We start from the raw sequence: 12,457 nt of genomic DNA, 5'->3' as shown, positions 1-12,457 counted from the left end.
ATGTTTCCTTTCAGATCACTTCGCCCGCTGCCCGCGCGCGATCAACCCGTGTGGCTTCGGCGGCGGGCAACTGGCGATAGACAAACCACAGGCAGCCAAGGGTAAACGGCGCCATCAACAGCAAGGCCAGCACGCCGGTCGCAAGATCGCCAGACACCGCCGAAACAAAGCCGGTGAACCACGGCCCCAGGCCCAGCCCGAACAAGGTCGTGCCGATGAAGAAGGTGGCGGTGGCGGCACCGCGCATGCGCGGCATCACCAGATCCTGCGTGGTGGCGGCGGCCACCCCGACATACATCGAACCGAACACGGTCGTTGGGAAAAACCACAGGAAGAAGCTGCCGATATCGCCAGCGGTATATTGCATCCAGATCAGCGGGGCGGGAATAATCGTCGCCAGGCTGCCGACGATGATGCGGCCCGATGGGTGGCGCTGCTTGGCATAATCCCCCAGCACGCCGCCCAATATGGTGCCGACGAAGCCGCCCAAGGCGCCGCCGCCGCCCAGGATGAACGCGGCTGCCTCGCGCGTGCCATACCAGGGCACCGGCTGCCCGCTGGCCAGCGCCGGCTCGACAAAATGGCGCAGCGCATAAGGTGCCGCCCAGAACCCCACCGAATAGCCGACAAAGCTGATCGATCCGAACCCGATGATGGTCAGCACGAAGGCCGGCGTGCCCCAGATCAGTTCATAGGTCGGCTTGTCACGAAACCGGATCGATTGCGCCCAACTGATCACTGCATATAGCCCGGTGCCCACCGCCAGGAACTGCAAGACCTCGCCGGTGATGGCCACCAGCCCCGCGACGATGCCGGCCACCAGCGCCAGTGCCGCGATATTGCCGAACAATGCCCGCCGGCCCAGAAGCGCCATGTTGATCAGGGTGAACGGCGGGATCACGCTGGCCATATCGGCCAGGAAATTGCGGAAGATCGCCTTGCCGGCCATCGGTATCGGCGGCGGCAGGCCATCGGCACGGCCGCGTTGCGGTTCGATCAGCGTCGCCACCCACAAGGCCAGCAGCAGGCCGGGGATGCCGACCGCCATGAACGCCGCCTGCCAGCCGACCAGCCCCAGCGGCCCGCCGCCGGGATAGGCGTTGTTCCAGCCCTTCACCACCACAGCGCCGATCAGCAGCGAGACACCGCCGCCCAGATAGAGGCCGGCGGCATAGATCGACAGGGCCGTCGCGCGCCGCGCCTTGGGAAACCAATCGGAAATCATCGAATAGGCCGAAGGGCCGGCGGCCGCTTCGCCCACGCCCACACCGATGCGGGCCAGCGACAATTGGGTGAAATTGCCAGCCAGGCCGGACATGGCCGTCATGCCCGACCACAGGGTCAAGCCCAGCGCCAGCAGCCGGGTGCGTATCCAATTGTCCGCCAGTCGGCCGATCGGGATGCCGAACAGCGCATAGAATACCGCAAAGGCCGTGCCGTACAGAAAGCCGAGCTGCGCATCGGTGAGGCCAAGGTCGCGCTTGATGTCTTCGGCCAGGATCGACAGGATCTGCCGATCGATGAAGTTCATCACATAGACGAGGACCATCAGCCCCAGCACATACCAGGCATAGGGGCCGCCAACGGGCGGCATCTTGCCTTTGTCAGACGTGACTTCGACGTCCTTTGGAACCATGACCCCTCCCGACTGGCCGGGGGGCGTCTGGCGGCCCCTGCTGGCAACAGACGCGGAGGCTTATCAGTCGTCCCGGCGCCTGTCACCCGCCCCAAGACCGTTCACGGCATCACCCATCACATCTGCGAAGCTGAGGTGCCCGTCATACAGGGCGCGCACCACCAGCTCGGTGCGGCTGGAGACGCCATAGCGATGCTTGGCGGCCTCCAGATATTTGTGCACCGTCCCGGCGGTCAGGCCGAGCAGGCGGCCGGCCACCCAGTTGGATTTGCCGCGCGCCGCCAGCACCACGCAATCAAGTTGCCGCTGCGTAAGCTTGGTGCCGCCCCTGGCGCTGTTGCCATGCGCGGCCAGCCGGCGTGCCGCTTCAAAGGCGAAGCAGGCCAGATATTGCGCCGCAGGCAGCGCATCAGCCGGCAATTCCCGCCCGCCGGCCATCACGAAGCTGACCAGGCCGGATGCCTGGCCGGGCACATGAATGGGCACGGTATAGCCGTCGGCCAGGCCAGCCGCCTGCGCCTGCGCCATATAGGCGCGGTGGCGCGCGGTGAGCGGCAGGATGTGGTCAAGATGGCTCCACGCGAACGGCGTCACGCTGCGTTCGCTGGCCAGCAGCACCGGATCATCGGCGATGCGGCCCTGGCCCACCAGTTGTTCCACCCAGGCATCAGGAAAATCGGTCAGCCGCACCGGCCCGAGCGACCCTTGCCCGGCATCGCCCACGCTGGAGTAGCGCTGGGCCAAGGCAAAATGATCAAACTGGAAGCTGCGCGTTGCGTCTTTCAACACCAGCCCGATGTCGGTCAACGATCGCGCGATCCGCACATCGCGCACAAATGCCTGCACGTCCTTGAAATTACCCACACGCAACACCCCCGACGATACTTTTACGAATGCGTTGCGCCGGCCCAGCAACGCGGCCCCCCGATCGACCCCCTCTTGTCGATCCGGTATCGCCGGCCTATCTCATGCCCCGAAAGCACCAGCGCATGCATCCATAGATAGTAAACAATTGTTTGACAATGAGGTACAAATGACGCTTGACGTAGCAATATTCGCAGGTGGTTGCTTCTGGTGCACCGAAGCTGTGTTTAATGAGCTTCGCGGTGTGGAATCGGTTGAGTCCGGCTACATTGGCGGCGGCATCGAACACCCGACTTATGAGCAGGTTTGTTCTGGTCGCACCGGCCACGCCGAAGCCGTTCGGATCGAATTTAATCCTTCTGAAATCAGTTATTCAGAAATGCTGGATATTTTCTTCCATACCCATGATCCGACGACGCTGAACCGTCAGGGCGGCGATGTCGGCACCCAATATCGCTCGGCCATCTTTCCGCAGAACGGCGTGCAGGCCGGCGAAGCCGAAGCCGCCATCGCCCGCAACCAGGCCAGTTGGGATAATCCGATCGTCACCAGCATCGAGCCCAACGCGCCCTGGTATCCGGCCGAAGCCTATCACCAGCGCTATTTCGAAACCAACGGCAGCAGGAATGGTTACTGCGTGGCGGTGGTCGGCCCCAAGCTGGCCAAGTTCCGCAAGAGCTATGGCGCGCGCCTGAAAGGCCGCTGATTCGGTCGTTGGCGGCTTCACGGCTGCTTCGCCGGCATCATGGCCTGGATGGTATGATCTTGCGCTCGGCCAACTGGCCAAGCAGCCGTTCAAACATCTCCTCGGTGTCGCGGCAATCGGCAAAGCCAGCGCGGCGCAGCTTTATGGTGCTGACCAGGATGGGCGGACGCTGCGTTTCTGGCGGGGCCATCACGCCGAACAACAGATCGGCATAATGATGCGACTCGCCGAGCAGCGCGGCGAGGGCATGGGGTTGCAGGCCGTGCCGACGCACGATGCTGTCCCAGGTGCCGGCATGATCGAGGAGAAATTCGGCAAGCGAGAAGGGCGCGCCATAGGCCGGCTCCAGCCCGACCGCCCTGGCAATCGCCGGCCAGACGCTTATCCATTCAAAGACATCGCCATTGGTGATGTTGAACGTCTCGTCACCCGCCTGCGGTGCGGTCGCCGCCCAGGCCAGTGCCGACGCAATCAGACCGGTATCGACGGCTTCTCCAATCCCGCCAGCAAGACCCGGATAGACGAACGGGCGCCCCAATTCGCGGCAGATGGCGGCATAGATCCCCAGGACGGGAATGATGTTCATCGCGACCCCCGTCGCGAGGCCAAAGACAATCTGCGGGCGCCAGATCGTCAGCGTCCACGCCGCTCCACAGCGCTTGGCGCGCAGATAATCCTCCTGCAGCCAGTAGAAATTGGCATGCGGATCGCGCGGGGCGCTTTCGCGTGCCGGCACGCTGAGCGGATGCAGATGGGCACCATAGGCTTTGGTGCCCTGAAAGGCGCTGACATGGCGCAGGCCTTGCGCGCTGGCGAGCAGCGGCTCCATCAGGTTGCGCATCATCGCCAGGTTGGTGTCCATCTGATCCGGCTCGGTCCAGCCGGCGACCAGCCCGGGCTTTTCGAACAACGCGGCATAGACAACGTGGGTGACCCCGGCGAACCGCGGCGCTGCGGCCTGGCATGCCGACGCATCGAGCAGATCGAGGGCAATATGCTCGCATGCCGTGCCCGGCGGCACGTGCGGGGCGCGCCGCGAAACAGCCAGCACATGATAGCCATCGGCGGCGAACCGCTCGACCGCGGCCTCGCCGATGACCCCACTTGCGCCGATGATCAAAACTGTCTGGCCGTTCATGATCGCCCCCTTTGCTGATTGGCCCAAAGAAAACCGCAACCGATACTGTAGGGGCGCGGCGACGCCATAGCCAGCCGGCAGGCCGAAGACACTGGTCGAACAGGCCATGCCGCTCTGTGGTATATGCCGTGCCGGGTTTGGCGGCGGCTCCAGCGCTGCGGATGTTGAAATCCTGGCGCTATCGTTGATCGAGCGTCAGTTGCCGGGGGTAGCACCGGGCCACGGGCGGGGCTGGCGATGTGCAGTCGATCCTCAGCCAGCAATCTGCCGACAGCAGCGAACGCAGGATGTGGGCGCGCTGATCCAGGGCCGTATCGACGATTGCCGGCTCGCCGTGTGCCGGTTTGCGTCCCCGCAGGAACAGGCTTGTGCCCGGGCGCCCGCTTTCGTTGGTGTGGACGATGTCCCCTGTCTCAGGCGGCAGTCCGACCATCTGGCGCAGCGCGGCACCAACGAAAAATCGAAACGCCACCAGCGCCGCCAGCGGCGTGCCGGGCAGCCCGAAATAGGGGCGGCCATCGGGCAGCAGAGCGAACAGCAACGGCTTGCCCGGCCGCATGGCGACGCCGTGAAACAGGATGGTGCAGCCGCGCGCCTCCAGCCGGCTGCGCACCAGATCGAAGGCGCCAATGGAAACGCCGCCAGTGGAAAGCATGATGTCGGCAGATGCTGATGCCATGGCCGCATCCAGCACCGCATCGAAGGCCAAGGGACAGTCGGCTGCCCGGCCGATGAAATCGCAATCGATCCGGGCGGCCTGCGCGCAGGCGGCAATCATCGGCCCGTTGCTGTCGGTCAAAAGCCCAGGGCCAAGCGCGCCGCCATCCGGCCTTAGCTCGCTGCCGGTGGTCAGCAGCCCCAGACGCGGTTGTCGCGCAACGCAGACGTGATGAACGCCAAAGGCCAGCAACACGCCGACCGCATCGGGGGCGATGGCAACACCCGCCGGCAGCAGCGGCGCGCCGGCCCGGCCGTCTTCGCCGATGGCGCGCACATGTTGCCCCGACGCCACCGGCCCTGCAAGGCAAAGCCGGCCTTCGACCAGCACGGCACATTCCCGGGTGATCACGACATCGGCACCCAGCGGCGCCGGCGCGCCGGTGGCGATCGGGACGGCTGCCCCGCAGCAAAGCGCAGGCGGCGACGTGCCGGCCGGCACCATGGCCCCGATCGTCAGCCACGCCGGGCGATCCGCAGTGGCACCCGCCACGTCCCGGCTGGCGAACGCATAGCCATCCATGGCCGCTGCCCGAAATCGGGGCGTATCGGCGCCGGCCAGCACCGGGGCCGCGGTGATCCTGCCCTGTGCGTGGGCGACGGCGATCATCTCGCTGCCCAACGGCCGGACCGCCGCGCGGATCAGCGCCAGCGCTGCGTCGACACTCACCCGGCCCTCAATCGTCATGGGCAGAACAGGCCATCAGGTCGGCGTGCGTGTTGAGATTGGCGAGGCGCTGCGCCAGATGCCGGGGGGCGGCGCCGCAGCGGCGCGCCCAGGCCTGCATGGACCGGCGGTCGGTTCCAGCCAGATGCGCATCAAGCGCCGATGACAATGCGCACGGCCAGGCCCCGATCACCGGCAGGTCGATCAGAAAGGCCGGCGCCGCACCGAGCTGAACCACCAGATCCTCCGGAATGTCCGGCGTGTCGCACGGCACCGACACCACCATATCGAACTGCCGTTCCCGCCCGGCATGCAGCGCCGCCGCCAGACCGCCGAGCGGGCCCAACCCCGGTTCGGGACGATCATCTGCCATATCAAGATCATCAAACCGCCGGCCGCAGATCAGCAGCGCATCGCATTGCGGCTGCAGCCGGTTGATGACGTGGCAGATCAATTCCAGGCCATGATACAGCGCCAACGCCTTGTCGCTGCCGAACCGCCGCGACTGCCCGCCGGCCAATATTGCCCCCAGCACACGCGTCATGCCGACCGGCCAGCAATGGGCACTGTCGTTGCCAGCATCGCATCGGCGCGGGCCAGCACACGCAGCGCCAGGCCGGCCTCTGCCGCGCGCGCCACCGCCAGGCTGGTCGGTGCGGAAATCGTCACCAGCAACGGGCAGCCGGCCAGCACGGCCTTTTCCACCAGTTCGAACGAGCAGCGCGACGACAACAAGGCAAAGCCGCCATCCCACGCCATGCCGGCCCGCAGCATGGCGCCGATCAACTTGTCGAAGCCGTTGTGGCGTCCGACATCCTCCCGCACCAGCCGGATGCTGCCGTCAACGGCGCACGCGGCAGCAGCATGCACGGCCCCGGTTGCGGCATTCAACGGCTGATGATCGCGCAACGCAGCGAGCGCGCGAAAGATCGTTGCGTCGGTGGCCCGTGACGCGGCCGTGACGACCGGCAATGGCCGCAGTGCCTGTTCGAGATTTTCGATGCCGCACAATCCGCACGACGATTCGCCGGTGCGGTGGCGAACACGGTCCAGGATGCGCGGGGCCAGATGCGGGGCCAGCAGCAGCCGCAGGATGATGCCCTGCGGCGTGGCATGGGTCCAGGCATCGATCAGATCATCAGCACCATCGATCAATCGCTCCGCCAGCGCGAAACCATAGGCAAGATCAGGCAAATCGGCCGGCGTCGCCATCAGCACGGCATAGCCGATGCCGTTCACCTCGATCGCGATCGGCACTTCCTCGGCAATGGCACGCATCACCGGTTGCGGAGCGCCGCGCGGCTCGATGCGCAGGAAGGCTATTTCAGGCGCCAAGACATTCTCCCGCCGGTCACCGCTGCTGAACGCGCCGGCCCTGACGTTGGTTCCATGCGGAACGATTTTCCGTACCCGGCGTTGGTTCGGCTGACACCCACAGCGCGAGGCGGGTTTATCAATGGGTCCTTACTGCGGTCCGCCGCCTTCGCCGCTCGATTGGCTGTCGCAATGGAATTTCGATCCCGTGGTCATGGCGGGCCTGGCGCTGGTGCTCGCCGCCGGGTTCGCCGTGCCGGCAGACGGGGCGCGGCGGCGTCCCCTGCTGGCGGGCGTGGTGGTGCTGGCCGTGCTGTTCCTGTCGCCGCTGTGTGCGCTCACCTCTGCGCTGTTTTCGGCGCGGGTGTTGCATCATCTGCTGCTGGTTGCGGTGGCGGCGCCGCTGCTGGCCCTGGCATGGCCTCGCCGACGGGTGGGCTCGCCGGCGCTGCCGCTGCTGTTGGCGACCTTGCTGTTCTGGAGCTGGCATGTGCCCAGCCTCTATGAAATCGCGCTGGCCGACACGGGCGTCTACTGGCTGATGCAGCTCACTTTGCTCGGGTCAGCCATGATGTTCTGGCGCGCTGTGGCTGCAACCACGGAGCCGGCGGTGGGCTTGATGGCGGTGCTCGCCGCCACGGTGCAGATGGGGCTGCTCGGCGCGTTGCTGGTGTTTGCACCAGCGCCGCTGTACGCGCCCCACTTGGCCACCACCATCGCCTGGGGCATGGGGCCGCTGGCCGATCAGCAACTGGCCGGCCTGTTGATGTGGGTGCCCGGCATGCTGCCCTATCTGGTGGCGGCGGCATGGCTGGCGCGGCGCAGTTGGCGGACGATGGCTGCATGACGCTCGTGCTGGCCCTGAAGACCATCCATATCACCACGTTGATCATCTGGTGCGCCGGGCTGCTGGCGCTGCCGCTGTTGCTGGCGGGCGATCACCGCAATCTGGCGCAGTCGGACTATACGCGGCTGCGGCTGACCCTGCAGAATGGCTATATTGCGGTCATCACCCCGGCGGCGGTGATCGCTGTCACAGCCGGCACCGCGCTGATTTTCCTTCGCGGCCTGTATGTGCCGTGGATGTTCGCCAAGCTGGTGATGGTCGGCTTTCTGGTCGGGCTGCACGGCCTGACCGGCCATGCCATCATCGCCATCGGCGAAGCGCCGGGCGAGGCGCAGCTCAATCTGGCGATCCCGCGGCTGGTGGCGGCGGTGCTGCTGATGGCGATCATCCTGCTGCTGGTGCTGGCCAAGCCCGACGTGCCGCTGACGCTGTTGCCCGACTGGCTGCAGCAACCGCTCGGCCTTCAATCGCCTTTCGAAGCGGTGCCGATGTGATAATCGAACACCAGCTTGCCGCCGTGCCAGCCGGTCAGCGCCGTCGCGCCGACGGCCAGCGCCGACACCAATATGCCCCACGGCAGGACGGCCTGTTCAAAACCGTACAATCGCAGCCCCCAGTTGGCGCCCAGTACCGACAACAGCATCACCGCGAAGATGAAATGCGTCCAGCTGGCGGCGCGGCGGCGGATGCCGGGCACCAGCAACAACTCGGCGGTGCCCGACAAGCCCGCCAGCAGCCCGAACACAAAGGCCACGCCCGTGGCCCACAAGCCGGCTCGGGCCCAGAAGATATCCCCAGTCAGCCAGTAAAGCGCGTCGGCGCCGAACGCCGAGAAGGCCATGGCAATCGGAAAGGCCACCAGCATGGCGTGGATCGGATGGCCGGCCACGGCGATCCTGGATTCGGTGCGGTGAAAATCCGGATGAGCCTGCACCGGATCGACAAGCTGCCGGGGGATGGGCTCGGGAATGGCATCGGGCATGGGGGGCTCCTGTGATGTCCGGTCAACGCGCGCTGCTGGCAATCGGTTGCACCTTCGCCCTCGCCGGCTGTGCTGGGCCAATGTCCACCTTGGCACCGGAAGGGCCGGCGGCAGCGACGATCGCCACCCTGTGGTGGGTGATGCTGATCGGTGCGACGGTGATTTTCCTTGGCACCATGGGGCTGTTCGTGGCGGCGTTTCGCGCCACCCGCTATCGCGGCGTGTCGGTCGGGATATGGATCAAGGGCCTCGGCATCGCCTTCCCATCGGTCGTGCTGCTCGCCTTGCTGTCCTATGGTCTGATGGTAGGCGAAGCGCTGCAGGCGCTGCCAGCGCGTGACGGCATCAGCATCGAAGCCACTGGCCGGCAATGGGAATGGCGGTTTCGCCATGCCCGCGCGGGCGCCCCGCCGCTGGAGAGCATAAGCGTGATGCACATTCCCGCCGGGCGGCCGGTGGATGTGCTGATCCGCTCCGATGATGTGATCCACAGCTTCTGGGTGCCGGTGCTGGCCGGCAAGATGGATGCCATCCCCGGCAAGACCAACCGCCTGCGCCTGCTGGCGCCGCGTCCGGGGCGCTATGCCGGCCAATGCGCCGAATTCTGCGGCATCGGCCACACCAACAACCGCTTTGTGGTGGTGGCGCATGATCCGGCATCCTGGGCCCGGCTGATGGCGCCAACACCATGACCGCGCTCAGCCGCCATCGCGCACTGCATGCCATCTGGGATCGCGGGCCGGGCTGGCGCGGCGCGTTGGCCAGCGTCAACCACACCGATATCGGCCGGCGCTTCATCATCACCGCCTTTGCGTTCTTTTGCATCGGCGGCGTGCTGGCCATGCTGATCCGCGCGCAACTGGCCACGCCGGGCAGCGCCTTTGTCGGGCCGGCGGTCTATAATCAGATCTTCACGATGCACGGCAGCATCATGATGTTCCTGTTTGCCATCCCGATGATCGAGGGCCTGGCCTTCTACATGCTGCCCAAGCTGCTCGGCAGTCGTGACATGGCCTTCCCGCGCCTGTCGGCCTTTGGCTATTGGTGCTATCTGTTCGGCGGCATGATCCTGATCATCGCCATGCTGCTGGGCGTCGCGCCGGATGGCGGCTGGTTCATGTACACGCCGCTTTCGTCGAAAATCTACACGCCCGGCATCAACGCCGATATCTGGCTGATCGGCGTCACCTTCGTCGAAGTGTCGGCGATGGCGGCAGCCATCGAGATCATGGTGTCGGTGCTGAAGGTGCGCACCGCCGGCATGCGCCTCGATCACATGCCGCTGTTTGCCTGGTATCTGCTGGTCACTGCGCTGATGATGCTGGTCGGCTTTCCGCCGCTGATCATCGGATCAATTCTGCTGGAGGTGGAGCGGGCCTTTGGCTGGCCCTTCTTCGATGCGACGCGCGGCGGCGATCCCCTGCTGTGGCAGCATATGTTCTGGCTGTTCGGCCATCCGGAGGTCTACATCATCTTCCTGCCGGCTGCCGGCATCGTATCCACCGTGATCCCGGTGATGGCCCGCGCCCGCATCCTGGGATATGGCTGGATCATCGCGGCGATCCTGGCGCTGGCCTTCCTCAGCTTCGGGCTGTGGGTGCACCACATGTTCACCACTGGCATCCCGCACATGGCGCTGGGGTTTTTCTCCGCGGCCTCGGCGCTGGTTGCCATCCCGACCGCCATCCAGATCTTTGCCTGGATCGGCACGATCGCGTCCGGCCGGCCGCAGCTGAAGCGGCCGATGCTGTATATCTTCGGCTTCTTCGTGGTGTTCATCATCGGCGGGCTGACCGGCGTGATGCTGGCGATGGTGCCGTTCAACTGGCAGGCGCACGATACCGCCTTTGTCACCGCGCATCTTCATTATGTGCTGGTGGGCGGCTTCATCTTTCCGATGCTGGCCGGCGCCGCCTATTGGTTGCCGCACTTCACCGGGCGGCAGCCGGCCGAGCGGCTGGGCACCGCGACCTTTTGGCTGATCTTCGTCGGTTTCAATCTCACCTTCTTCATGATGCACATGGTCGGCCTGCTCGGCCAACCGCGGCGCATCTACAGCTATCCCGACACCATGGGCTGGACGCTGTACAACCTGCTGGCCTCGTTCGGCAGTTTCATCATGGCCTTCGGCTTTGCGCTGTTCATCATCGACGTCGCGCTGCAGATCTTTCTCGGCCATCGCACCCGGCGCAATCCGTGGCGGGCGCCCACGCTGGAATGGGCGATGCTGCTGCCGCCGCCCAGCTATAATTTCGCCAGCCTGCCGCCGATCCGCGATCATGATCCGCTGGAATCCGATCCCGATCTGCCGCTGCGCATCGCCCGCGGCGAATTTCATCTGGCCCAGCCGCGCAATGGCTGGCGCGAAACCCTGGGTGTGGACATGATCAGCGGCACGCCCGACCAGATCATCCTGCTGCCGGGCAACAGCCTGCTGCCACTGTGGACGGCGATGCTGGCCGGCGGCTTCTTCCTGTCGATCCTGGGCGGCGTCTATTGGCTGGCACCGCTGTTTCTGGCCGCCGTCGCGGTGTGTGGCTGGCGCTGGGCGTGGACGCTGGGCCACCGGGATGATGTCGGGCCGCAGGACGCGGGGTGCGATATCGTCTTGCCGACCCAGGGCGAAACCGCCGGGTCGCCCGGCCATTGGGCCAGTCTGTTTGCGATCACCGCCGATGCCACTTTATTTGCCACGCTGCTGTTCGGCTATGCCTATCTGTGGACCATCGCCAGCGGCTGGCCGCCGCCGCAACTGATGTCGCCAGGCGTCACCGGTGCCATTATGGCCACACTGGCGCTGGCGGGCAGCAGCCTGGCCATCCGCCGCGCTGGCCTGTTACAGCCGGCCGAGGCCAGCCGGCAGGTCAGGCTGGGCATCGGTATGGCGCTGCAGGCCATCGCGCTGGCCCTGCTGGCGTACGAAGCCTTCACCGCGCTGCCGCCGCCCACTAGCCACGCCTATGCCGCCACCGTGGCCATGCTGTTCAGCTATGCCATATTGCATGTCGCCTTGGCCTTGCTGATGACGGCCTTTGCCTTCGCGCGATCACGGGCAGGTTATGTGTCCAACAAGCGCACCGCCGATGTGCGCATCGCCGCGATGTGGCAGGATTATGCCGCAGTGGTCGCGGTGATCGTGCTGCTGGTCACCAAGCTGCCGGTGCTGCTGGCATGACAGCCTTATTGAGGATCATTGCCGGGCTCGGCTTCTGGGCCATCGGCTTTTCGCTGCTGTATGCTGTGCACGGCCTCGCCTGCGCGCACGGCTGGTCGGCCGTCGCCATCGGACCGCTCGATCTGCAGCGTGTGCTGTTGGCAGCCATCTGGATTGCGGCCTGCCTTGGCCTGTTGTGGTGGGTGCGGGCGATGTCGCGCGCACCTCGCGATGGCGAACGGCCATTGCTCGGCTGGCTGGCCCGAATTTCGGCGGTCACCGGGCTGGTGTCGATGCTGCTCACCGGCGTGCCTGTGCTGCTGCTGCGCCAGTGCGATGGCCGCGCACTGGCTCTGGAACCGGGCTGGCCTGGCCCGGTTGTGCAAGCACAGGGCTCGTCAACCGGCGGCCAGGCGCAGGGGTAACGGATGC

At 65.8% G+C, this 12,457-nt stretch carries 13 protein-coding genes; 6 read left to right on the top strand and 7 right to left on the bottom strand.

Annotated features, from left to right (window positions below; genetic code table 11):
- Positions 1-10: 10 nt before the first annotated feature.
- Both ACTIEZ_RS08465 and ACTIEZ_RS08460 read right to left on the bottom strand, forming a co-directional pair.
- Complete coding sequence (locus tag ACTIEZ_RS08465; protein ID WP_439546228.1) at positions 11-1,636, bottom strand: spinster family MFS transporter; 1,626 nt, start codon at positions 1,634-1,636, stop codon at positions 11-13.
- A 63-nt stretch (positions 1,637-1,699) separates the two neighbouring features.
- Positions 1,700-2,443 carry a helix-turn-helix transcriptional regulator gene (locus ACTIEZ_RS08460; protein ID WP_439546227.1) on the bottom strand — a complete coding sequence of 248 codons (744 nt, stop codon included), beginning with the start codon at positions 2,441-2,443 and terminating at the stop codon, positions 1,700-1,702.
- Positions 2,444-2,669: 226 nt separating this feature from the next.
- On the opposite strand from ACTIEZ_RS08460, the gene msrA reads away from it, so the two are divergent.
- Positions 2,670-3,206 (top strand): peptide-methionine (S)-S-oxide reductase MsrA, encoded by a 537-nt coding sequence (msrA, locus tag ACTIEZ_RS08455; RefSeq protein ID WP_439546295.1) that lies wholly within the window; start codon positions 2,670-2,672, stop codon positions 3,204-3,206.
- 37 nt (positions 3,207-3,243) lie between these two features.
- Here msrA and ACTIEZ_RS08450 read toward each other — a convergent pair whose 3' ends face one another.
- The 4 genes from ACTIEZ_RS08450 to fdhD form a co-directional block, all read right to left on the bottom strand.
- Positions 3,244-4,344 carry an NAD-dependent epimerase/dehydratase family protein gene (locus ACTIEZ_RS08450; RefSeq protein ID WP_439546226.1) on the bottom strand — a complete coding sequence of 367 codons (1,101 nt, stop codon included), beginning with the start codon at positions 4,342-4,344 and terminating at the stop codon, positions 3,244-3,246.
- A 178-nt stretch (positions 4,345-4,522) separates the two neighbouring features.
- The gene (locus tag ACTIEZ_RS08445) at positions 4,523-5,749 is read right to left on the bottom strand and encodes a molybdopterin molybdotransferase MoeA (RefSeq protein WP_439546225.1); all 1,227 of its coding nucleotides are present in this window, start codon (positions 5,747-5,749) and stop codon (positions 4,523-4,525) included.
- Positions 5,739-6,272, bottom strand: a complete 534-nt coding sequence (gene mobA, locus ACTIEZ_RS08440) for a molybdenum cofactor guanylyltransferase (RefSeq protein ID WP_439546224.1) — start codon at positions 6,270-6,272, stop codon at positions 5,739-5,741. The genes ACTIEZ_RS08445 and mobA overlap by 11 nt, the downstream gene beginning before the upstream one ends.
- Positions 6,269-7,006, bottom strand: coding sequence for a formate dehydrogenase accessory sulfurtransferase FdhD (gene fdhD, locus ACTIEZ_RS08435; RefSeq protein ID WP_439546294.1), 738 nt, complete (start codon positions 7,004-7,006; stop codon positions 6,269-6,271). Before fdhD ends, mobA begins: the two co-directional genes overlap by 4 nt.
- 178 nt (positions 7,007-7,184) lie before the next feature.
- Here fdhD and ACTIEZ_RS08430 point away from each other — a divergent pair, with 178 nt between their 5' ends.
- Together ACTIEZ_RS08430 and ACTIEZ_RS08425 are read left to right on the top strand one after the other, a co-directional pair.
- On the top strand, positions 7,185-7,889 hold the full coding sequence (locus ACTIEZ_RS08430) for a cytochrome c oxidase assembly protein (protein WP_439546223.1): 705 nt from the start codon (positions 7,185-7,187) through the stop codon (positions 7,887-7,889).
- Positions 7,886-8,383: a CopD family protein gene (locus tag ACTIEZ_RS08425; protein ID WP_439546222.1), complete on the top strand. Its 498-nt coding sequence runs from the start codon at positions 7,886-7,888 to the stop codon at positions 8,381-8,383. The genes ACTIEZ_RS08430 and ACTIEZ_RS08425 overlap by 4 nt, the downstream gene beginning before the upstream one ends.
- On the opposite strand, the gene ACTIEZ_RS08420 is transcribed toward ACTIEZ_RS08425, so the two are convergent.
- Positions 8,353-8,871, bottom strand: coding sequence for a DUF2231 domain-containing protein (locus tag ACTIEZ_RS08420; protein WP_439546221.1), 519 nt, complete (start codon positions 8,869-8,871; stop codon positions 8,353-8,355). The genes ACTIEZ_RS08425 and ACTIEZ_RS08420 overlap by 31 nt on opposite strands.
- A gap of 80 nt (positions 8,872-8,951) precedes the next feature.
- On the opposite strand from ACTIEZ_RS08420, the gene ACTIEZ_RS08415 reads away from it, so the two are divergent.
- The 3 genes from ACTIEZ_RS08415 to ACTIEZ_RS08405 are packed head-to-tail and all read left to right on the top strand — an operon-like array spanning position 8,952 to position 12,450.
- Positions 8,952-9,563 carry a cytochrome c oxidase subunit II gene (locus ACTIEZ_RS08415; RefSeq protein WP_439546220.1) on the top strand — a complete coding sequence of 204 codons (612 nt, stop codon included), beginning with the start codon at positions 8,952-8,954 and terminating at the stop codon, positions 9,561-9,563.
- Positions 9,560-12,046, top strand: coding sequence for a cytochrome c oxidase subunit I (ctaD, locus tag ACTIEZ_RS08410; protein WP_439546219.1), 2,487 nt, complete (start codon positions 9,560-9,562; stop codon positions 12,044-12,046). Before ACTIEZ_RS08415 ends, ctaD begins: the two co-directional genes overlap by 4 nt.
- The gene (locus ACTIEZ_RS08405) at positions 12,043-12,450 is read left to right on the top strand and encodes a hypothetical protein (protein ID WP_439546218.1); all 408 of its coding nucleotides are present in this window, start codon (positions 12,043-12,045) and stop codon (positions 12,448-12,450) included. The genes ctaD and ACTIEZ_RS08405 overlap by 4 nt, the downstream gene beginning before the upstream one ends.
- The last annotated feature ends 7 nt before the right edge of the window (positions 12,451-12,457 follow it).

The sequence above is a fragment of the Sandarakinorhabdus sp. genome (assembly GCF_051860625.1).
Taxonomy (GTDB): Bacteria; Pseudomonadota; Alphaproteobacteria; order Sphingomonadales; family Sphingomonadaceae; genus Sandarakinorhabdus.
Note: the sequence above shows the minus strand (reverse complement) of the source record. Positions and strands in the feature narration are given on the sequence as shown.